Source organism: Variovorax paradoxus NBRC 15149, from assembly GCF_001591365.1.
In the GTDB taxonomy this organism is placed as follows: domain Bacteria; phylum Pseudomonadota; class Gammaproteobacteria; order Burkholderiales; family Burkholderiaceae_C; genus Variovorax; species Variovorax paradoxus.
In genome coordinates, this window is sequence record NZ_BCUT01000001.1 from 2,198,701 (window position 1) to 2,219,996 (window position 21,296).

The 21,296-nt window shown below is 67.5% G+C and carries 21 protein-coding genes; 4 read left to right on the forward strand and 17 right to left on the reverse strand.

The genetic code is table 11. The features are described from left to right. Positions 1-18: 18 nt before the first annotated feature. The 3 genes from VPA02S_RS10250 to VPA02S_RS10260 form a co-directional block, all read right to left on the reverse strand. The gene (locus VPA02S_RS10250; RefSeq protein ID WP_012745572.1) at positions 19-726 is read right to left on the reverse strand and encodes a MotA/TolQ/ExbB proton channel family protein; all 708 of its coding nucleotides are present in this window, start codon (positions 724-726) and stop codon (positions 19-21) included. A 7-nt stretch (positions 727-733) separates the two neighbouring features. Next, positions 734-1,534, reverse strand: coding sequence for a 4-hydroxy-tetrahydrodipicolinate reductase (gene dapB, locus VPA02S_RS10255; RefSeq protein WP_259347626.1), 801 nt, complete (start codon positions 1,532-1,534; stop codon positions 734-736). 144 nt (positions 1,535-1,678) lie between these two features. Beyond that, on the reverse strand, positions 1,679-2,239 hold the full coding sequence (locus tag VPA02S_RS10260; protein ID WP_012745570.1) for an outer membrane protein assembly factor BamE: 561 nt from the start codon (positions 2,237-2,239) through the stop codon (positions 1,679-1,681). A gap of 91 nt (positions 2,240-2,330) precedes the next feature. On the opposite strand from VPA02S_RS10260, the gene fur reads away from it, so the two are divergent. Continuing rightward, positions 2,331-2,750: a ferric iron uptake transcriptional regulator gene (fur, locus tag VPA02S_RS10265; RefSeq protein WP_012745569.1), complete on the forward strand. Its 420-nt coding sequence runs from the start codon at positions 2,331-2,333 to the stop codon at positions 2,748-2,750. A 4-nt stretch (positions 2,751-2,754) separates the two neighbouring features. On the opposite strand, the gene hprK is transcribed toward fur, so the two are convergent. The 4 genes from hprK to VPA02S_RS10285 form a co-directional block, all read right to left on the reverse strand. Beyond that, positions 2,755-3,714: an HPr(Ser) kinase/phosphatase gene (gene hprK, locus VPA02S_RS10270; protein ID WP_012745568.1), complete on the reverse strand. Its 960-nt coding sequence runs from the start codon at positions 3,712-3,714 to the stop codon at positions 2,755-2,757. A gap of 94 nt (positions 3,715-3,808) precedes the next feature. Beyond that, positions 3,809-4,276: a PTS sugar transporter subunit IIA gene (locus VPA02S_RS10275; protein WP_012745567.1), complete on the reverse strand. Its 468-nt coding sequence runs from the start codon at positions 4,274-4,276 to the stop codon at positions 3,809-3,811. A gap of 184 nt (positions 4,277-4,460) precedes the next feature. Continuing rightward, positions 4,461-4,790: a ribosome hibernation-promoting factor, HPF/YfiA family gene (gene hpf / locus VPA02S_RS10280; protein ID WP_012745566.1), complete on the reverse strand. Its 330-nt coding sequence runs from the start codon at positions 4,788-4,790 to the stop codon at positions 4,461-4,463. Positions 4,791-5,106: 316 nt separating this feature from the next. Beyond that, entirely contained in the window at positions 5,107-7,245 is a 2,139-nt protein-coding gene (locus VPA02S_RS10285) for an ATP-dependent helicase (RefSeq protein ID WP_062363762.1), read from the reverse strand. A gap of 212 nt (positions 7,246-7,457) precedes the next feature. On the opposite strand from VPA02S_RS10285, the gene corA reads away from it, so the two are divergent. Then, complete coding sequence (corA, locus tag VPA02S_RS10290; protein ID WP_012745564.1) at positions 7,458-8,444, forward strand: magnesium/cobalt transporter CorA; 987 nt, start codon at positions 7,458-7,460, stop codon at positions 8,442-8,444. Here the strand turns inward: corA and VPA02S_RS10295 are convergent. From VPA02S_RS10295 to VPA02S_RS10340, 10 genes are all read right to left on the reverse strand, one after another. After that, positions 8,437-9,219: a 5'-methylthioadenosine/adenosylhomocysteine nucleosidase gene (locus VPA02S_RS10295; protein ID WP_012745563.1), complete on the reverse strand. Its 783-nt coding sequence runs from the start codon at positions 9,217-9,219 to the stop codon at positions 8,437-8,439. The genes corA and VPA02S_RS10295 overlap by 8 nt on opposite strands. Positions 9,220-9,222: 3 nt before the next feature. Then, on the reverse strand, positions 9,223-10,863 hold the full coding sequence (locus tag VPA02S_RS10300; RefSeq protein ID WP_012745562.1) for an ABC transporter substrate-binding protein: 1,641 nt from the start codon (positions 10,861-10,863) through the stop codon (positions 9,223-9,225). 30 nt (positions 10,864-10,893) lie between these two features. Beyond that, positions 10,894-11,940 (reverse strand): peptide ABC transporter ATP-binding protein, encoded by a 1,047-nt coding sequence (locus VPA02S_RS10305; protein WP_012745561.1) that lies wholly within the window; start codon positions 11,938-11,940, stop codon positions 10,894-10,896. Beyond that, the gene (locus VPA02S_RS10310) at positions 11,937-12,974 is read right to left on the reverse strand and encodes an ABC transporter ATP-binding protein (protein WP_012745560.1); all 1,038 of its coding nucleotides are present in this window, start codon (positions 12,972-12,974) and stop codon (positions 11,937-11,939) included. Before VPA02S_RS10310 ends, VPA02S_RS10305 begins: the two co-directional genes overlap by 4 nt. Further along, entirely contained in the window at positions 12,971-13,882 is a 912-nt protein-coding gene (locus VPA02S_RS10315) for an ABC transporter permease subunit (protein WP_012745559.1), read from the reverse strand. Before VPA02S_RS10315 ends, VPA02S_RS10310 begins: the two co-directional genes overlap by 4 nt. Before the next feature lie 8 nt (positions 13,883-13,890). Then, positions 13,891-14,895 (reverse strand): ABC transporter permease subunit, encoded by a 1,005-nt coding sequence (locus VPA02S_RS10320; RefSeq protein ID WP_012745558.1) that lies wholly within the window; start codon positions 14,893-14,895, stop codon positions 13,891-13,893. 50 nt (positions 14,896-14,945) lie between these two features. Further along, on the reverse strand, positions 14,946-16,625 hold the full coding sequence (locus tag VPA02S_RS10325; RefSeq protein ID WP_012745557.1) for a long-chain-fatty-acid--CoA ligase: 1,680 nt from the start codon (positions 16,623-16,625) through the stop codon (positions 14,946-14,948). Between the two features lie 101 nt (positions 16,626-16,726). Then, positions 16,727-18,154: an NAD(P)(+) transhydrogenase (Re/Si-specific) subunit beta gene (locus VPA02S_RS10330; protein ID WP_062363764.1), complete on the reverse strand. Its 1,428-nt coding sequence runs from the start codon at positions 18,152-18,154 to the stop codon at positions 16,727-16,729. After that, entirely contained in the window at positions 18,151-18,480 is a 330-nt protein-coding gene (locus VPA02S_RS10335; RefSeq protein WP_012745555.1) for an NAD(P) transhydrogenase subunit alpha part 2, read from the reverse strand. Before VPA02S_RS10335 ends, VPA02S_RS10330 begins: the two co-directional genes overlap by 4 nt. 34 nt (positions 18,481-18,514) lie before the next feature. Then, the gene (locus VPA02S_RS10340) at positions 18,515-19,645 is read right to left on the reverse strand and encodes a Re/Si-specific NAD(P)(+) transhydrogenase subunit alpha (protein ID WP_062363766.1); all 1,131 of its coding nucleotides are present in this window, start codon (positions 19,643-19,645) and stop codon (positions 18,515-18,517) included. A 417-nt stretch (positions 19,646-20,062) separates the two neighbouring features. Between VPA02S_RS10340 and VPA02S_RS10345 the strand changes: the two genes are divergently transcribed. Then, on the forward strand, positions 20,063-20,776 hold the full coding sequence (locus VPA02S_RS10345) for a response regulator transcription factor (RefSeq protein WP_012745553.1): 714 nt from the start codon (positions 20,063-20,065) through the stop codon (positions 20,774-20,776). 85 nt (positions 20,777-20,861) lie between these two features. After that, a complete protein-coding gene (locus tag VPA02S_RS10350; protein ID WP_012745552.1) occupies positions 20,862-21,296 on the forward strand; it encodes a DUF4019 domain-containing protein in 435 nt (144 codons plus the stop codon).

A 21,296-nucleotide genomic window follows, 5' to 3' on the forward strand; every position in this document is an offset into this window, starting at 1 on the left:
CTCGTGCGCTCCGTTCGGCTAGGCCGACACCGGCATGGGCCGCGCGGGCGGCGGCGCGGCCGGCGGCGGCGGGCTGCCGAAGCTCCCGAGCAGGTCGTGCGCAAAGCCCTCGAGCTCGGCTTCGATGCGGCCGATGACGCGGCCGAACACGTTGTAGGCCAGCACGGCCGGAATGGCCACGGCCAGGCCGAAGGCCGTCATCACCAGCGCCTCGCCCACCGGTCCGGCCACCTTGTCGATGGTGAAGCCGCCGGTCTGGCCCGCGATGCCCGACAGCGCGCCGTAGATGCCCCACACCGTGCCGAGCAGTCCCACGAAGGGCGCCGTGGCGCCAACGGTGGCCAGCAGGATCTGGCCGGACTGCAGGCGCCGCAGCGCACCATGCAGCGCGCCGCGCAGCGCCCGCGTGAGCCGCTGGTTGCGGTCGCCGGTGGTGGCGCCGAGCGTGGCGTCGCCTGCATCCGTCGCTGCCGCATTCCTGATGGCGCTCACGGCCGGCCCCACCAGCATGGCGCGGTCGAAGGCCTGCAGGCGCTGCTGCGCATCGGCGAGCGTGGCCGACTGCCAGAACGCGGCAATGCTGCGCAGCACGTCGCGCGTGCCGCCGCGCAGCAGCCAGGCTTTCCACAGAATCACCACCCAGCTGGCGATCGACATCGCAAGCAGCAGCGCCGCCACCGAGCGGCTCACGCCGTCGCCCTGGGTCAGCAGTTCGAGGACGCTCATCGTTCTTTCAGCGCAAGCCCAGCACGTCGAACATGTCGAACAGGCCCGCCTTCTGGCCGGCCAGGAAGCGCACGGCGCGCAGCGCGCCCTGCGCGTAGGTGACGCGGCTCGCGGACTTGTGGGTGATCTCGATGCGCTCGCCGGTGCCCGCGAACAGCACGGTGTGGTCGCCCACGATGTCGCCGCCGCGGATCGCGGAGAAGCCGATGGTGGACGGGTCGCGCTCGCCGGTGATGCCTTCGCGCGCGTACACGGCGCAGTCCTTCAGGTCGCGGCCCAGCGCGCCGGCGATCACTTCGCCCATCTTGAGCGCGGTGCCCGAGGGCGCATCGACCTTGTGGCGGTGGTGCGCCTCGATGATCTCGATGTCGTAGCCCGTCGAGAGCGCCTTGGCCGCCATTTCGAGCAGCTTGAAGGTGACGTTGACGCCCACGCTCATGTTGGGCGAGACCATGATCGCGATGTCCTTGGCGATCTCGGCGATCTCGGCCTTCTGCGCATCGCTGAAGCCGGTGGTGCCGATCACGGCCTGCACGCCGAGCTCACGGCAGGCTGCCAGGTGCGCGAGCGTGCCTTCGGGGCGGGTGAAGTCGATGAGCACCTGCGCGTCCTTGAGTCCGGTGCGCAGGTCGGCCACGATCGGCACGCCGCTCGTGAAGCCGAGGAACGCAGCCGCATCGGCGCCGATGGCGTTGCTGCCCGCCATGTCGAGCGCGCCGGCCAGCCGGCAATCGGGCGCCTCGCGCACCGCCTCGACCAGCATGCGGCCCATGCGGCCCGAGGCGCCCGCAATCGCGATGCGCCGCAGGGGGGGCGTGGAAGACCCGGAAAGGGACGAAGAAGTGGAAATGGATTCAGTCACGCGGATTCAGCCTTCGAAATTGGCATGGAAACCGGCACGCCCGCCCGACCCGGCGGGTGCGCCCGCCCTCGCCCTGGGTTTGGCGCGTGCTCAGCGCGCGGCTTCGAGCGGGGGGTATGCGGCGGGAAGCGGGGGCAGGCTGGTGGCCGTGGCGGTGGCATCGGCCTTCTTGCCGTCGTCCTTGGGGGCGAATTTCTTGAGCTCTTCTTCCGACGCCTCGAGCGGCGGCACCTTGCCGCTCTTCTTGCGGGTGTCCAGCGTGGCGACGAATTCTTCCTCGCTGGGCATCGGGTCGCCCTCGAAGCGGTCGAGCAATTCGCCGTTGAAGAAGACGGTCAGGCGGCGTTCCTGGGGATCGACGCCCTGGCGCCTGATCGTGAAGACGTAGTCCCAGCGGTCCTTGTGGAAGACGTCGGTCAGAAGCGAGGTGCCGAGGATTTCGCGCACCTGCTGGCGCGACATGCCGGGCTTGAGCGCCTCGACCTGTTCCTTCGACACGAAATTGCCCTGGACCACTTCGACCTTGTAGGGCGTGATGGCCGTCAGCGCACCACGCGTGCGATCGCTGAAGCCGCTGCAGGCACCGAGGCAGAAGGTCGCGGCGACGGCCGCGGCCAGCAGCCAGGGACGGCGTTGGAGAATGGCAGGCATGGGAGGAAAAAAGGGGGTAGCGATATGATCGGCCATTGTAGCGGCTGGCCCTTTTTGGGGCCTGTCTGCAGCCCAGGGCGCAGGAACCATCATGGCCAATATCGACGAACTCAAGAACACCGGCCTCAAGGCCACTCTGCCACGCCTGAAGATCCTCGAGATCTTCCAGACCGGCAGCCAGCGCCACATGACGGCCGAAGATGTTTTCCGCGTGCTCCTGAACGAGCACTCCGACATCGGCCTGGCCACCGTCTACCGCGTGCTGACGCAGTTCGAGCAGGCCGGCATCCTCGAGCGCAGCCATTTCGAAAGCGGCAAGGCGGTCTACGAGCTGAACGAAGGCACCCACCACGACCACCTGATCTGCACCTCGTGCGGCAAGGTCGAGGAGTTCTACGACGCCGAGATCGAGCGCCGCCAGCAGATGATCTCCAAGGACAAGGGCTGGATCCTGCAGGACCACGCGATGTCGCTCTACGGCCTGTGCGGCGACTGCGTAAACAAAAGATAGCCGTTCAGTCCCCGTCGCGCCCGCTTTCCATCGCCTTGTGGTGGCGCGCCACGAAATCCGCATAGGTGTCGATGCCGCGCAGCTGCAGGATCGAGTTGCGCACGGCGGCTTCCACCAGCACGGCGATGTTGCGCCCGGCCACCACCTGGATGATGACCTTGCGCACCGGAATGCCCAGCACGTCCTGCGTGAGCGGCGCCGAGGGCATGCGCTCGTAGTCGCGCTCGAAGCTGTCGCGCCGCACCAGGTGCACGATCAGCTTGAGCCGCATCTTTCGCCGCACCGCCGTCTCGCCGAAGATCGCGCGGATGTCCAGAAGGCCGATGCCGCGCACCTCCAGCAGGTTCAGCAGCAGGTCGGGGCAGCGGCCCTCGATGGTGTTCTGGTTGATGCGGAACAGGTCGACCGCGTCGTCGGCCACCAGGCCGTTGCCGCGCGAGATCAACTCCAGCCCGAGCTCGCTCTTTCCGAGCCCCGATTCGCCGGTGATCATGACCCCCATGCCCAGGATGTCCATGAACACCCCGTGCATCGAGGTGCGCTCCGCGAAATGCTTGGACAGGTAGGCCCGCAGCAGGTCGATCACGAAGGCCGACGACTCGCGCGTGGCGAACAGCGGCAGCTGGGCGCGCTCGCAAATCGATAGCAGCTCGTCCGGCGCGGCCTGGCCGTCGGCCAGCACCAGCATGGGCGGCTCCAGCGTGACGATGCGGGCGATGCGCCGGGCGCAGTCTTCCTGGCTGCCGCGCGTCAGGTAGGCCACTTCGCGCGCGCCCAGGATCTGCACGCGGTACGGATGGATGTAATTGAGGTAACCGACCAGATCGGCCGCCGATTGGGCCCGGCTGATGACTTCAGGGTCGAACTGGCGCTCTGACGCCCCGAGCCCGGCGAGCCATTCCCAGCGGAGCGACCCGCGGAATTCCTCGAACATGGCGTCGGCACTGATGACGGTCGGCTTCATGCGTAGGGAAATGGCGCTGCGCGCCTAGTTGGAGGCCGGCCAGAATACCGCGGAACCGGCCCGGCGGGGCCGCGGGAGCCTCTGGGCAGGCACTTCAGGCGACTTGCGTCGACTGCCAGCCGGCAATGAGTCCGTGCAGTTCGGCCGCGTCGGTGCTCGACTTGATCTGCTCGCGCAGGTTGGCGTCGCTCAGCAGCTCGGCGATCTCGGAGAGGATTTCAAGGTGCTTCTGGGTGGCCGCCTCGGGCACCAGCAGGAAGATCAGGAGCCCGACGGGCTGCTCGTCCGGCGCGTCGAAGCCGATCGGGTTGGCCAGCTGGAAGACCGCGGCCATGGGGGCCTTGAGGCCCTTGATGCGGCCGTGCGGAATGGCCACCCCGTGCCCGAGCCCGGTGGAGCCGAGGCGTTCGCGTGCGAACAGGCTGTCGGTGATGAGCGCGCGGCCGAGGCCGTGAAGGCTCTCGAACAGCAAGCCGGCTTCTTCGAAAGCACGTTTCTTGCTGGTAGCGTCAACGCTCACAAGCACTTGAGCGGGCGGCAGGATGGACGCGAGGCGATTCATGGTGGGGGAAGGGCGGGGGCGATTATGCACCCGCTTGGTAAAAACCCCCACTCCCGTTACTTACTTTTTGGCTACATGTTGCCCGGAGGCCTCGCAGCCTTGTCAGCGCCGGTAACAGCAACAGGCAGCAAAAAGCCGCCCGCAGGCGGCTTGTCGGCAGGGCTGCAGCCCTCTGGCCCGTGGCCTACATCACGCGCTTGGGGGCGGCGTGGTGGTGGTCCTGCAGGCGGTCCTTGTGGCGCACCACCTGGCGGTCGAGCTTGTCGACCAGTTCATCGACCGCAGCATAGAGATCAGCGTGGCTCGACTCCGCGAACATGTCGTTACCCTTGACGTGAATGTTGCACTCCGCCCTTTGGCGGCGTTCCTTTTCCTTCTGCTTTTCCACCGTGAGGAGCACCTTCACATCGACCACCTGGTCGAAGTGCCGTGTGATCCGGTCCAGCTTGCTCGTGACGTAGGTGCGCAAGGCAGGTGTGACGTCGAGGTGATGACCGCTGATCGTCAAATTCATGAATGACCTCCTGAGAATTGACGGTTGGGAAAATGGCCCCGCTCCGGGATGGGGCGTGGCCGGCGAAACAGATATGGGGGTTGGGGGAGAAAAGGGGAAGAAGAGAAAAGATGGGACGGTCGATTCACTATGCCCAAGCTGTCACGGTATTGCAATAGCAGACTTCTCCGGGTGGCGGACACCGGCGGACCATGCGCTGCTCACGCTAGCGATTCCATAGCGGCCCGCGCATGCAGGCCCGCCGATGCGGCACTTTGGCAGCAAGTGTTTCAGTGCGTCACCAGCGGTGACCCTGCCGGGCGAAGGGCCGGCCGGCTCAGCTCCAGGCCGCGCGCATGCGGTTGCGCAGGTCGATCACCGCGGCCGGCGGCGGCACTGCGGGCGGGCGCGCCGGCGGCGGCGGCCAGGTCTGCTGCTCGAAGCCGGCAAGATCCGATTCGGAAATGAAGCGCGTGCGGTTGGCATACAGGTGCCGGTCGCCGCGCACGGCCTGCTGCGTCACGTAGAAGCGCTGCGGCACCAGAAGATGCAGGTGGTCGCGCGCCCGCGTCATCGCCACGTAGAGCAGCCGCCGCTCCTCCTCGAGTTCGTGCGCGCCCTGCGCCACGTCGGCCGGCAGGCAGCCGTCGACCACGTTGAGCACGTGCACCGAATTCCACTCCTGCCCCTTGGCCGAGTGGATGGTCGAAAGAATGAGGTAGTCCTCGTCGAGCGAGGGCGGGCCCGGCTTGTCGCTGGTGGCTTCGGGCGGATCGAGCGTGAGTTCGGTCAGGAAGCGCTCGCGCGAGCCGTAGCCCGAGGCCAGCCGCGCCAGCTGCTCGACGTCGCCGCGCCGCACGCCGGAGGGGTCGTCGTAGAGCCGGTCCAGGTGCGGCAAATACCAGCGCACCGCCAGTTCCACATCGGCCGGCCACGGCAGCGAGGGCGCGCACAGCGCGGCATAGGCTTCGGCAAAGACCGCCCACTCCTCGCGGGCGGCCGAGGGCGGCACGAATTCGCGCACCGCCGCCGCCGGATCGGCGGCCTGGTCCATGGCATCGAGCAGCCGCGCGCCCGTGGCCGGCCCGATGCCCGGGATGAGCTGCGTGACGCGGAAACCCGCCATGCGGCCGCGCGGGTTCTCGGCGAAGCGCAGCACCGCGAGCAGGTCCTTCACATGCGAGGCCTCGAGAAACTTGAGGCCGCCGTACTTCACGAACGGGATGTTGCGGCGCGCCAGTTCGAGCTCGAGCGGCGCGCTGTGCGTGGCGGCGCGGAACAGCACCGCCTGCGACTTGAGCGCGAGGCCGCCCTCGCGGTGCGCCAGCACTTTGTCCGCCACCCAGACAGCCTGCTGCGCCTCGTCGGGCACCAGCACCAGCTGCGGCCGGCCGGCGGAGGGCTTGTCGGTCCACAGCGTCTTGGCATGCCGCTCGGCCGCCTGTGCAATGACCCGGTTCGAGACATCGAGAATCGGCTGGGTCGAGCGGTAGTTGCGCTCCAGCGTGACCACGCGCGCAGCCTGCGAGAACTGCGACGGAAAGTCGAGGATGTTACGCACCGTTGCGCCGCGAAACGAGTAGATCGACTGCGCATCGTCGCCCACCACCGTCACGCCGCGGCCGTCGGGCTTGAGCGCCCGCAGGATCGAGGCCTGCAGCAGGTTGGTGTCCTGGTATTCGTCGACCAGCACGTGGTCGAAGCGCTCGCCAACCAGCGCCGCCAGCGCGGGCTCGGCCACCATGCCGGCCCAGTAGAGCAGCAGGTCGTCGTAGTCGAGCACGTTCTGCTGCTGCTTGGCCTCGACGTAGGCGCCAAACAGGCGCTTGAGTTCGGCTTCCCATTCGGCGCACCACGGAAAGGCCTCGGCCAGCACCTCGGCCAGCGGGGCGCGCGTGTTGACGCAGCGCGAATAGATCGAAAGGCAGGTGCCCTTGCGCGGAAAGCGGTTCACGCTCGACGACAGGCCGAGCTCGTGGCGCACCAAGCCCATCAGGTCCTCGGCGTCGCCGCGGTCGTGGATCGTGAAGTGGTCGTTCAGGCCGATGTGCGCGGCGTACTCGCGCAGCAGCCGCGCGCCGATGCCGTGGAAAGTGCCGGCCCAGGGCAGCGCGGGCGGCTTGTCGGACTTGAGCCCGAGCACGCGCGCCAGCACCTGGCCCGCGCGGCGCTCCATTTCCTGCGCCGCGCGGCGCGAGAAGGTCAGAAGCAGCAGGCGCTGCGGATCGACGCCGCCGGCGATGAGGTGCGCCACCCGGTGCGCCAGCGTGCTGGTCTTGCCCGAGCCCGCGCCGGCGATCACCAGCAGCGGCCGCTCGTCGCGCCCGGCAGTCAGCGTGCCGACGCCGTGCTCGACGGCGGCGCGCTGCTCGTCGTTGAGCGCCGAGAGCGCCGCGGCGAGGCGCTCGGCCTGGGTGGCACCCGTGGTGAGGGGAGTGCCCGTGGCGGAAAAAGCGGGGAGCGCAGCGGTCTGCATGCCCACGACTTTACTGTATGTCCATCCAGATCGGAGGGCCTGCCGTCACATGGCCGATGACATAATCGCCGCTCGCTGCAACTGGAGACCGCATCATGGAAACCGCACCGTCTCGGCAGCTTTCAACTCCCGCGTCCTGACGCCCGGGCCCGGGGATTGAAAGCACCCCTCCCCTCGCCCCATCGCCTCAGCCATTTCACGGGAGTGAGCCCATGCTCAATATCTTTACGCTTGCCAACGGCCGCCTTGTCCAGGAAGAGATCGAGGCGCTCGAGGAGCTGTCCAAGTTCCAGCCGATCTGGGTCGACCTCGAATCGCCCACGCTCGAGGAAAAGCGCTGGATCAAGCAGTACTACGGCCTCTCGATTCCCGAAGACGCGATGGACGAGGACATCGAGGAGTCGGCCCGCTTCTACGAGGAAGACAACGGCGAGCTGCACATCCGCTCCGACTTCCTGATCGACGACGACGAAGACCCGCGCTCGGTGCGCGTGGCCTTCATCCTGAACCAGCACAACACCGAGCTTCGCAGCCGCGGCGTGCTGTTCTCGATCCACGACGAGGACGTGCCGGTGTTCCGGCTGCTGCGCATGCGTGCGCGCCGCGCGCCGGGCCTCATCGAAGACGCCAAGGAAGTGCTGCTCAAGCTGTTCGACGCCGACGCGGAATACTCGGCCGACACGCTCGAGAACATCTACGACGAACTCGAGATCGCGGGCAAGAAGGTGCTCGAAGGCAACGTGAGCGACGAGCTGGCCGGCGAGGTGCTGGGCGCCATCGCGCGCCAGGAAGACTTGAACGGCCGCATCCGCCGCAACGTGATGGACACGCGCCGCGCCGTGAGCTTCATGATGCGCAGCCGCATGCTCAACGCCGAGCAGTTCGAGGAGGCGCGGCAGATCCTGCGTGACATCGAATCGCTGGACAACCACACGGCCTTCCTGTTCGACAAGATCAACTTCCTGATGGATGCGACCGTCGGTTTCATCAACATCAACCAGAACAAGACCATCAAGATCTTCTCGGTGGCCAGCGTGGCGCTGCTGCCGCCCACGCTGATCGCGAGCATCTACGGCATGAACTTCAAGCTGATGCCCGAGCTCGACTGGTCGCTCGGCTATCCGTATGCGCTGGCGCTGATGGCGGCAAGCGCGCTGGTGCCGATGTGGTACTTCCGCCGGCGCGGCTGGCTCAAGTAGCGGCCGGCATTCCGCGAGGAGGCAGCGTGGCCAGCCACGCATCGACCAAGGCCAGGCTGTAGCGGCTCGCCACCTCGGCGACGAAGCGCGCGAAGTCGCCATGCGCGGCGTCGTCGGCGCGGTCCGAGATGGTGCGCATGGCCGCGAACGGCACGCCATAGTCGTGGCACACCTGCGCGACCGCCGCGCCTTCCATCTCGACCGCGAGCGCATCGGGCAGGCTGCGCCGCAAGGCAGCGCTCTCGGCGGCCGTCGAGACGAAGCGGTCGCCGCTCACCAGCAGGCCGCGGTGCACCTTCGGCGACCGGAGGCCGAATTCATCCGCGGCCGCCTGCCCCACCAGCGCCACCGGATCGCGCAGCGCGGCTTCGGCCACGGCCGCCAGCGCATCGCCGATCGAGGCATCGGCCGCAAAGCGCGAAAGGCCCATGAGCGGCACTTCGTACTTCGGGAAGATCGGCGAGGCGTCGAGGTCGTGCTGCAGCAGTTGCGTGGCGACCACCACGTCGCCAACGTCCACGCCCGGCGCGAGCCCGCCTGCCACGCCCGTGAACACGATCGCGCGCACGCCGAAGCGCTCGAGCAGCACCGTGGCCGTGACCGCCGCCGCGACCTTGCCGATGCGCGACAGCACGGCCACCACCGGCTGGCCGTGCAGGTGGCCGACCCAGAAATCGCGCCCCGCGGCGCGCACGCGCTGCTCGTCCGGCATCTGCGCGAGCAGCGCGCCCAGCTCCTCGTGCATCGCCGCGACGATGGCAACGGGTGCGTTCATCGGCTACTTGATGTCCACGCCGTAGAAGGTGTGGCGGCCGAAGGGGCTGAGCTTGAAGTCGACCACCTCCTTGCGCACCGGCTTCAGCTGCACCGCGTGCGCGATGGTGAACCACGGCGCCTGCTCCTTGAAGATGACTTGCGCCTTCTTGTAGAGCGCATCGCGCTCGGCCTGCTTGGTCGCGCTCTTGGCCTTGAGCACGAGGTCTTCGTAGGGTTGGTAGCAGAATTTGGAGATGTTGCTGCCGCTGGCCGACTTGGCCGAGGCGCAGCCCAGCAGCGTGTAGAGGAAGTTGTCGGGGTCGCCGTTGTCGCCGGTCCAGCCGAGCATGCCCATCTGGTGCTCGCCGGCCTGCAGGCGCTTGCGGTACTCGCCCCACTCGAAGCTCTTGATCTCGGCCTTGACGTTGATCTTGGCAAGGTCGGCCTGCATCAGCTCGGCGATGCGCTTGGCATTCGGGTTGTAGGGCCGCTGCACCGGCATGGCCCACAGGTCGGTCGAGAAGCCATCGGGAAAGCCGGCCTGCGCCAGCAGCTTCTTGGCGGCTTCGGGGTCGTAGGGATCGTCCTTGACCGCGTCGTTGTAGGACCACATGGTGGGCGGGATCGGGTTCTTCGCGGCCACGCCGGTCGACAGGTACACGCCGTCGATGATCGCCTTCTTGTTGATCGCCATGTTGATGGCCTTGCGCACGCGCACGTCGTCGAAGGGCTTCTTGGTGGTGTTGTACGAAAGGTAGCCCACGTTGAGGCCAGGCTGCTCGAGCACCTGCACGTTCGGGTCCTTGCGGATCGCGTCGAGATCGGCCGGATTCGGATACGGCATGACGTGGCATTCGCCCTTCTGCAGCTTGGCCCAGCGCACCGAGGCATCGGGCGTGATCGCGAACACGAGGTCGTCGATCTTCGCCTTGCCGCCCCAGTACTGCGGGAAGGCCTTGAAGCGGATGACCGCGTCCTTCTGGTATTGCACGAGGTAGAACGGGCCGGTGCCGATCGGGTCCTGGTCGACCTTCTCGGGCGTGCCGGCCTTCAGCATCGCAATGGCGTATTCCTTCGACTGGATGCCCGCGTACTGCATGGCCAGGTTGGCAAGGAACGGCGCCTCGGCCTGGTTGAGCGTGATCTTCACGGTCAGGTCGTCGATGCGGTCCACCGACTTCAGGAGCTTGGGCATGCCCATGTCGTTGAAGTAGGAGTGGTTCTGGCTCGTGACCTTGAAGAAGGGATCGCTCTCCTTCCACTGCCGCTCGAGCATGAAGATGAAGTCGTCGGCGTTGAAGTCGCGCGTGGGCTTGAAGCTCTTGCTGGTGCTGTGCCACTTGACGCCCTTGCGCAGGTGGAAGGTGTAGACCGTGCCATCGGCGGAGATGTCCCATTTTTCAGCCAGGCCCGGCACGACCTTGGTGCCGCCGCGCTCGAACTCGACAATGGTGTTGTAGACCTGCGTGGTCACGTCGAACGAGGTGCCGGTGGTGTTGACGCCCGGATAGAAGTTCTCGGGACTGCCCTCCGAGCAATAGACCAGCGTCTTGGCGGACACGGCGCCCGCGCCCAGTGCGAGCATGGCGAGTGCCGCCGGCGCGAGCAGCGCGCCAAGCCTGGGCGAGCGGCGCGAAACGGATGGCTGGGTGGTCTTCTTCATGGCAACTCCTTGGGACACGGTGGAAGTGAACTAGGGGTTCGCCGCCAGAGGCGCGGCGAACGGCGGGGACAAAGGCACATCGGCGCTGACCGGCGGCGTGCCATCGAGGAATTTCTCCGCGTAGTGGCAGGCCACCAGGCGCTCGTCGAGTGCGCGCAGCAGGGGCCGCTCCTCGCGGCAGCGCTGCGTCGCGTGCGGGCAGCGCGTGTTGAAGACGCAGCCCGTGGGCGGATCGAGCGGCGACGGCAGCTCGCCCTTGAGCACGATGCGCTGGCTGCTGAGGCCGGGCGTGGATGCCAGCAGCGCCTGCGTGTAGGGATGCAGCGGCCGCGCGAAGATGCGCGCCTTGGGGCCCTGCTCCACCGCATGGCCGAGGTACATCACGAGCACCTCGTGCGCGATGTGCCGCACCACGCCCAGGTCGTGCGAGATGAAGAGATAGGCCAGGCCCAGCTCGGCCTGCAGGTCGGCCAGCAGGTTCAGCACCTGCGCCTGGATCGACACGTCGAGCGCCGACACCGGCTCGTCGGCCACCAGCAGGCGCGGCTCCAGCATGAGCGCGCGCGCAATGGCGATGCGCTGGCGCTGGCCGCCCGAGAACATGTGCGGATAGCGGTTCGCATGCTCGGGCCGCAGGCCCACGCGCGCCAGCATCTCGCGCGCCTTGGCAACCCGCTCGGGCTTGCCGAGCGCGGTGTTGATGGCCAGCGGATCCTCGAGCACCGCAGAGATCTTCTTGCGCGGATTGAGCGAGCCATAGGGGTTCTGGAACACCAGCTGCACGGCCTGGCGCAGTTCGCGCCGGTATGCGGGCGGCGGGTCCACCGCATCGTGGCCGGCCAGCACGAGCTGCCCGGCCGTGGGCTTTTCGATCAACGCGACCATGCGCGCGAGCGTCGACTTGCCGCAGCCCGATTCGCCGACCACCGCGAGCGTGCGGCCGCGCTCGATGCGAAAAGAAATGTCGCCGACCGCGCGCAACTGCGCAGGCGCGCGGAACATGCCGCGCCGCACGGCATAGGTGCGCTGCAGGTTGCGCGCCTCCACGACGACGTCGCCGATGGCATCGCCACTCATGGCAGCGCCTCCGCGGCCTGCGGCCGCGGCCGGTCGGCCTCGATGGCCGCCATGCGCCCGGGCTCGCCGAGCGGGAAATGGCAGCGCACCTCGGCGCCGGGCGGCGACTCGACCTCGCGCAGCGCCGGCCGCACGTTGCAGGCCTTCGTCGTCACGTAGCTGCAGCGCGGCGCGAACAGGCAGCCGGCCGGCCGGTCGTGCACGCCCGGCACCACGCCCGCGATGGTGGCCAGCCGCCCCTCGGGCGCGGCGCGTTCGGGCAGCGCGGCCAGCAGGGCCTCGGTGTAGGGATGCTGCGGATCCGCGAAGAGCCGGTCGACGCGCTGCTGCTCCATCACCTGGCCCGCATACATCACGGCGATGCGCTGCGCCATCTCGCTGACCACGCCCATGTTGTGCGTGATGAGCACCAGCGCCATGCCGCGCTCCTTCTGCAGCTCGCGCAGCAGGTCGAGGATCTGCGCCTGGATCGTCACGTCGAGCGCGGTGGTCGGCTCGTCGGCGATCAGGAGGCGCGGGTTGCAGGCAATGGCCATCGCGATCATCACGCGCTGGTTCATGCCGCCCGAGAGCTGGTGCGGATAGCTGCCCAGGCGCGACGACGCGGCCGGTATGCCGACCTGCTCGAGCAGCTCGGTCGCGCGCTTCTTCGCCGTGCGCCGGTCCAGATGAAGGTGCAGCCGCAGCGTTTCCATCAGCTGGAAGCCGATGGTGAAGCAGGGATTGAGGCTGGTGGTCGGCTCCTGGAAGATCATGGCCACCTCCTTGCCGACCAGCGCGCGGCGCGCCTTGTCGGAGATGCCGAGCAGCTCCTTGCCCGCAAAGCGCATGTGCTGCGCGCGCACCCGGCCCGGAAAGCCCACGAGGCCCATCAGCGCCATCATCGTCACGCTCTTGCCCGAGCCCGATTCGCCGACGATGCCGAGCACCTCGCCCTCCTCCAGCCTGAGGCTCACGCCGTCGACCGCATGCAGCACGCCGCCTTGCGTCGGAAACTCGACGTGCAGATCCTTGATGTCCAGCAGCATGTTCATCGTTTCAGTTTGGGATCGAGCGCATCGCGCAGGCCGTCGCCGAGCAGGTTGAAGGCCAGCACGGCCGCGAGGATCGCGAGCCCCGGAAAAGTCACGACCCACCAGGCGCGCAGCACGAACTCGCGCGCATCGGCCAGCATCGTTCCCCATTCGGGCGACGGCGGCTGCGCGCCCAGGCCGATGAAGCCCAGCGCCGCCGCATCGAGGATGGCCGTGGAGATGCCGAGCGAGGCCTGCACGATCAGCGGCGCCGCGCAGTTGGGCAGCACCTCGCGGAACATCAGACGCAGCGTGCCGGCGCCGCTCACGCGCGCGGCGGTCACGTAGTCGCGCGAGATCTCGGCAATGACCGCGGCGCGCGTGATGCGCACATAGTGCGGCAGCACGACGATGGCCACCGCCACCATGGCATTGACCAGCCCCGGCCCGAGGATCGCGACGATCACGATGGCCATCAGCAGGCTCGGCATCGTGAGCACGATGTCCATCAGCCGCATGATCGCGATCTCCAGCACGCCGCGAAAGAAGCCCGCGACAAGGCCGAGCACCACGCCGACGACCACCGACAGCGCCACCACCGCCACGCCGATGGACAGCGAGAGCCGCGCGCCGTGCATCAGCCGCGAAAGAATGTCGCGCCCGATGGCGTCGGTGCCCAGCAGGTAGCTTGCGGAGCCGCCCTGCTGCCATGCCGGCGGCAGCAGGAAGACGGCGCTGTTGGTCTCGTTGGGCGCATGCGGCGCGATCCACGGCGCGAACAGCGCCACCAGCAGCAGCAGCGCGACGGTGGCAAGGCCGATCACCGCGCCGCGATTGGCCGAGAAGGCGGTCCAGAACTCGCGCCAGGGGCCGGGAGGCGCTGCGCCGCCGGCGCTGCCCGAAACTGCGTGGGGTGTCGTCGTTGCCATGGGATCGGTCAGTGCCGGATGCGTGGATTGATGACGCCGTAGGCCACGTCGACCAGCAGGTTGACCAGCATCACGATGCCGCCCAGCAGCAGCATGCCGCCCTGCAGCACCGGATAGTCGCGCCGGCCGATGGCCTCGATCAGCCACTTGCCGACACCGGGCCACGAGAAGATGGTCTCGGTGAGGATCGCGCCCGTGAAGAGCACGCCCACCTGCAGCCCGATCACCGTGACCACCGGAATCAGCGCGTTGCGCAGCGCATGCAGCCCCACCACGCGAAGGCGCGAAAGGCCCTTGGCGCGCGCGGTGCGGATGTAGTCCTCGCCCAGCACCTCGAGCATGGCCGAGCGCGTCATGCGCGCGATGACCGCGAGCGGCACGGTGCCGAGCACGATGGCCGGCAGGACGAGGTGATGCAGCGCCGACCAGAAGGCGCCGGTGTCGCCGGCGCGCAGCGCATCGATCAAGAGGAAGCCGGTTTCAGGCTCGACGAAGTACTGCACCGCAATGCGGCCCGACACGGGCGTCCAGCCCAGCTGCACCGAGAAGAACAGGATCAGCAGCAGCCCCCACCAGAAGATCGGCATCGAATAGCCGGTGAGCGAGGTGGCCATCACGCCATGGTCGAAGATGGAATTGCGCCGCACCGCCGCCAGGATGCCCGCCGGCAGCCCCAGCAGCAGCGCGAAGGCAATGGCGCACACGGCCAGCTCGACCGTGGCGGGGAACAGCGCAAGGAACTCGTTGGCGACCGACTCCTGGGTGACCAGCGACTTGCCGAGATCGCCATGCAGCACGCGGCCGATGTAGATGCCGTACTGCACGATCACCGGCTTGTCGAAGCCGTAGGCCGCGCGCAGCTGGGCATGGCGCTCGGGATCGATCCCGCGCTCGCCCGCCATGGTTTCGATGGGGTCGCCCGGCACCAGCCGGATCAGGAAAAAGGCAAGCAGCGTCATGCCGATGAAGGTCGGCACCAGCAGGCTCACGCGCGTGAGGAGGAAGCGAAGCATCGACCCGCAATATGCATGATCGATGCCGCGGCCCTACCCGGGCCGAACCCTTACTTCTTGACGTCGCGCAGTTCGCGCCGCAGGATCTTTCCGACTGGCGTCTTCGGGAGTTCGCCACGGAACTCCACGATCCGCGGCTGCTTGTAACCCGTAAGGTTTGCTCTGCAGTATTCGCGCACCTGCGCTTCGGTCAGCGACTCGTCCTTCTTGACGATCACCAGCTTGACGGCCTCGCCGGTCTTCTCGTCGGCCACGCCGACCGCCGCGCATTCGAGCACGCCCGGAATCTGCGCCACCACGTCCTCGATCTCGTTCGGGTACACGTTGAAGCCCGAGACCAGGATCATGTCCTTCTTGCGGTCGACCACCTTGAAGTAGCCGCGCTCGTCGACCACGCCGATGTCGCCGCTCTTGAAGTAGCCGTCGGGCGTCATGACCTTGGCGGTCTCGTCGGGGCGCTGCCAGTAGCCGGCCATCACCTGCGGGCCCTTGATCGCGATCTCGCCGGGCTGGCCCGGCGGCACCTCGCGGCCTTCGTCGTCGAGCAGCTTGAGCCAGGTGCTCGGCAGCGGCAGGCCGATGGTGCCGGTGTAGGCCTTGCTGTTGGTGGGGTTGCAGGTGGCCGAGGGCGAGGTTTCGGACAGGCCGTAGCCCTCGCAGATCGGGCAGCCGGTCTTCTCGAGCCAGAGCTTCGCGACCGCCGCCTGCACGGCCATGCCGCCGCCCACCGACACCTTGAGGTTCTTCCAGTTGACGGTGTTGAAGTCGGGGTGGTTGGCCAGCCCGTTGAACAGCGTGTTGACCGCGGGAAAGCTGTGGATCGTGTGCTTGGACAGTTCCTTGAGCACGCCCGCGAGGTCGCGCGGATTCGGAATGAGGATCAGCTTGCCGCCCGTGCGCATGTTCAGCATCATGCCCACGGTGAAGGCGAAGATGTGATAGAGCGGCAGCGCGCACACGCTCGTGGGCTGCTCGCCCGCCGGCACCTGGGCCATCACGGGTTCGTTCCAGGCTTCGGACTGCAGCACGTTCGCAATGACGTTGCGGTGCAGCAGCACCGCGCCCTTGGAGACGCCGGTGGTGCCGCCGGTGTACTGCAGGACGGCCACGTCGTCGGGGCCGAGGGCCGGCGCCTTCAGCGTGCGGCCCGCTCCCTGGTCGAGCGCATCGTTGAAGCGCACCGCGCCCGGCAGGCTGTAGTGCGGCACCAGCTTCTTCACGTTGCGCACCACGTAGTTGACGAGCGCCCCCTTGAGGAAGCCGAGCCGGTCGCCCATGGCCGCCAGCACGATGTGCTTGATGGGCGTGGCCGCGATGCACTGCTGCAGCGTGGTGCCGAAGTTCTCCATGATGACGATGGCCTTGGCGCCCGAGTCCTTGAGCTGGTGCTCGAGTTCGCGCGGCGTGTACAGCGGATTCACGTTCACCAGGATCAGGCCGGCGCGCAGGATGGCCGCGACCGCGATCGGGTACTGCGGGCAGTTGGGCATCATGACCGCGACGCGGTCGCCCTTGGCGAGGCCGAGCCCCTGCAGGTACGCGCCGAAGGCCTTGCTGAGCTTGTCGGTCTCCGCATAGCTCACGTCCTTGCCCATGAAGCTGTAGGCCGTGCGGTCGGCGTACCTGGCAAAGCTCTCCTCCATGAGACCGACCAGCGAGGAATACTGCGAGGCGTCGATGTCGGCGGGCACGCCTTGCGGATAGCTGCTGAGCCAGGGGCGGTCGGTCATGGGTGTGTCTCCTCGGAATCGCGTGTTTTTGAAACGACAGCGGCGCACAAGTGGCGCCGCGGTGATGATCTGCCCGCACTGCGCGGGTGCGGACCTTGGGCCTATTCGATGGCCTTGCCCATATCTTCCACTACTTTCTTCGCATCCCCAAAGACCATCATGGTCTTGTCCATGTAGAAGAGCTCGTTGTCCAGGCCGGCATAGCCCGCCGCCATGGAGCGCTTGTTCACGATCACCGTCTTGGCCTTGTAGGCTTCGAGAATGGGCATGCCGTAGATCGGGCTACCCTTTTGCAGCGCCGCCGGGTTCACCACGTCGTTGGCGCCCAGGATGATCGCCACGTCGGCCTGGCCGAACTCGCCGTTGATGTCCTCCATCTCGAACACCTGGTCGTAGGGCACCTCGGCCTCGGCCAAGAGCACATTCATGTGGCCCGGCATGCGCCCGGCCACCGGGTGGATCGCGTACTTCACGGTGATGCCCTTGTGCGTGAGCTTCTCGGCGAGTTCCTTCACCGCATGCTGCGCGCGCGCCACCGCCAGGCCGTAGCCCGGCACGATCACCACCGTCTCGGCGTTGCCCAGCACGAAGGCCGCGTCGTCGGCGCTGCCGCTCTTGACCGGCCGCTGCTCCTTGGCGCCGCCGGCCGCGCTGACCGCCTCGCCGCCGAAGCCGCCCAGGATCACGTTGAAGAACGAGCGGTTCATGGCCTTGCACATGATGTAGCTCAGGATCGCGCCCGACGAGCCCACCAGCGAGCCGGCCACGATCAGCATCGCGTTGTTCAAGGAGAAGCCGATGCCCGCGGCCGCCCAGCCCGAGTAGCTGTTGAGCATCGACACCACCACCGGCATGTCGGCGCCGCCGATCGGGATGATGATGAGCACGCCCATCACGAAGGCCAGCGCCAGCATCGCGAAGAAGGCCGGCCAGCTTTCGGTGGCCATGAACACCAGCCCCAGGCCGATCATCGCCAGGCCGAGCACGAGGTTCAGCATGTGCTGGCCCTTGAACTGCACCGGCGCACCCTGGAACAGCCGGAACTTGTAGGTGCCCGACAGCTTGCCGAAGGCGATCACCGAGCCGCTGAAGGTGATGGCGCCGATGGCCGCGCCCAGGAACAGCTCGAGCCGGTTGCCGGCGGGAATGGGCGCGCCCTTGGCGATGCCCTCGAGCATGGCCGCGGGTTCGACCACGGCCGCCACCGCGATGAACACCGCCGCCAGGCCGATCATGCTGTGGAAGAAGGCCACCAGCTCGGGCATCTTGGTCATCTCGACCGTCTTGGCGCGGTAGGCGCCGTAGCCGCCGCCGGCCACCAGCCCCAGCAGCACCCAGGCCAGGCCCGTGAGCTGGCCGCCGGCCAGCTTGTAGATCAGCGCACCGGTGGTGACCACCGCGATGGCCATGCCGGCCATGCCGAAGAGGTTGCCGCGGATCGAGGTGGTGGGGTGGCTCAGGCCCTTCAGGGCCTGGATGAAGCAGACGCTGGCAACCAGGTACAGCAGCGTGACGACGTTCATGCTCATTGCGAGGCTCCCGCTTCGGCCTTGGGTGCGGCCTTCTTCTCTTTCTTCTTGAACATCTCGAGCATGCGCCGCGTGACCAGGAAGCCGCCGAAGATGTTCACCGCCGCCAGCGCCACCGCGAGCACGCCCATGGTCTTGCCCAGCGGGGTTTCGGTGAGCGCGGCCGCCAGCATGGCGCCCACCACCACGATGGCCGAGATCGCGTTGGTCACGGCCATCAGCGGCGTGTGCAGCGCGGGCGTGACGGTCCACACCACGTGGTAGCCCACGTAGATGGCCAGCACGAAGATGATGAGGTTGATGACGGTATGGGAAACGGGATCCATGATTTCTTCTCCTCGCGTGGGTGCTGGGGGCGGCTTATTTCTTCGTGACCTGGCCGTCGTGCGCGACGCGGCAGGCGGCGACGATGTCGTCCTCGAGGTCGATCTTCAGGCCGCCCTCCTTGGTGACGATCAGCTTGAGGAAGTCGAGCACGTTGCGCGCATAAAGCGCCGACGCGTCGGCCGCCACCAGCGCCGGCAGGTTGGTCTCGCCGACGATGGTCACGCCGTGCTTGACCACCGTCTTGTCGGCCTCCGAGAGGGGGCAGTTGCCGCCGATGCCGTCCGCGCCCTTGCCGGCCGCGATGTCGACGATCACCGAGCCGGGCTTCATGGCCTTGACCATGTCCTCGGTGATGAGCGTGGGCGCGGCGCGTCCGGGAATGAGCGCGGTGCTGATGACGATGTCGGCCAGCGCCACGCGCTTGGCCACCTCGACCTGCTGGCGCGCCAGCCAGCTCGCGGGCATGGGCCGGGCGTAGCCGCCCACGCCGACGGCGGCTTCCTTCTCTTCGTCGGTGTCGTAGGACACCTCGATGAACTTGCCGCCGAGCGACTCGATCTGCTCCTTGACGCTCGGGCGCACGTCGGAGGCCTCGATCACCGCCCCCAGGCGCTTGGCGGTGGCAATGGCCTGCAGGCCGGCCACGCCCACGCCCAGGATGACCACGCGCGCGGCCTTCACGGTGCCGGCGGCGGTCATGAGCATCGGGAAGAAGCGCTGGTACTTGTCGGCCGCGATCATCACGGCCTTGTAGCCCGCGATGTTGGCCTGCGAGCTGAGCACGTCCATGCTCTGAGCGCGGGTGGTGCGCGGCGCGGCTTCGAGCGCGAAGGCGGTGAGCCCGGCCGTGGCCAGGCGCTGCAGGCCGGCCGCATCGAAGGGGTTGAGCATGCCGATGACCACGGTGCCGGGCTTCATGAGCGCGGTTTCGGCATCGGTGGGGGTGCGCACCTTGAGCACCATGTCGGCCGCGAAGGCGGCGTTCATGTTGACGATCTCGGCACCGGCGGCCTGGTAGGCGGCATCGGTGACGCTGGCTGCAATGCCAGCCCCGGACTGCACGCGCACGGTGTGCCCGGAAGCGGCCAGTTTCTTCACCGTCTCGGGCGTTACGGCCACGCGGGTTTCGCCGGCCATTGTCTCGGCAGGCACGCCTATCAGCATAGAGATCTCCTCAGGGCAAGGGCAATACGGGAACGCGGCCAGAGCTTACAGCAAGATTACGGCTGCGCTGTCGCCAAAATCCACCGCCTGTTCGCCGCTTGATGACCGTAGTCATTGCATGTGTAGCTATATAAATGGTAGCGAAGTCGGCGGCATCGGGACCTGCAGGCCCGTGCATCGGTTGTTTCCCCCGTATCGGGCTCCCATGTTTCGGCGTGCCCGGCCGCCAGGCAGCGGCGTCCGGCAACGCTTGTCGTCAATTAGCGCGCATTTGTTTGCAATTGCCATCAACTCCAAGAAAGATACCTTCATTTCGTGCATTAGTTACGCGAAGCCTTTTTTCCGGAGACGCAGATAGATACACTTCTTTCACTCGAAAGCCCGCAGAGGCAAATTTGGCAGGAAGAAGGGGATGGAATGCGTATTGCAGTACTTGATCACGAGCCCGATCAGCTTCGGCTGATCGCCGAGGCGATGTCGGGGCTCGGCCACGAATGTCACTCGTACACCGAAGGGCGTCCCTTGCTCCAGGCGCTGCGCCGGCAAACCTTCGATCTTCTGATCCTCGAATGGAACCCGCCGGACATGCGCGGCCTCGAGCTCGTGAAGACCGCGCGCAACGAGCTGCGAAGCCGCGCGCCCATTCTTTTCGTGACCACCACGCGCGACGAGACCGCCGTGGTCGAAGGGCTCAATGCGGGCGCCGACGATTTCATGGTCGCGCCGGTGCGCGCCACCGAGCTCGAGGCCCGGGTCAATGCGCTGCTGCGCCGGTCCTATCCCGCGCAGCACGAGACCGAGCTGGTGTTCGGCCCTTATCACTTCTATCCGCCCGCGCGCGTCCTCAAGGTGAATGGCACGCCCGTCGAGCTGAAGAACCGCGAATACGCGCTCGCGCTGTTCCTGTTCCAGAACCTCGGCCGGCTGCTGTCGCGCGAGCACCTGCACGAGGCGGTGTGGGGCGTTGGCACGGCGGCGCTGTCGCGGTCGCTGGACACCCACATCTCCCGCCTGCGGACCAAGCTGGGCCTCGGGCCCGCGAGCGGCTTCCTGCTGCTGGCCATCTATGGGCTGGGCTACCGGCTCGAAGTGGTCGACGCCAGCACGCATCCCGACAGCCTCGCGCGCTGAGGCCCCGCCCGGGAATCTCCGCTCCGATACGGGCTCCAAACGGCTTCGGGCCCCTGCCGTGGGCCGCCCCAAAGGAATGAAGCCGATGAAAGTTCTCGCGAGGCTGCTGCTGGCCGCCGTACTGTGCTGGGGCGTCTTCGGCACGGCCGCCGCGCAGGATGTGGAAGCCAGCGACCTGGTGCAGGGCGGCATGCAGGCCATCCGGATGATCGACCAGGGCAGGACCGGCGAGCTCTGGGACGGCGCCACGGCCGCCACCCGCAAGCGCATCGCGCGCACCGACTTCGCCGCCAAGGTTTCCGGCAGCCGTTCCGCGCTGGGCGCGCCGCTGCAGCGCACCTGGGTGGCGGTCAAGCGCCGGGCCGTGGCCGACCCTGATGCCGAGGCGGCCGGACAATATGTCAGCATCGAGTACGAGACCCGCTTCAGCAACAAGCCGGATGGCACACTGCGCGAACTCGTGAGCTTTCACCTCGACAGCGACCGCATCTGGCGCTTCAGCGGCTACGCGCTGCATTGA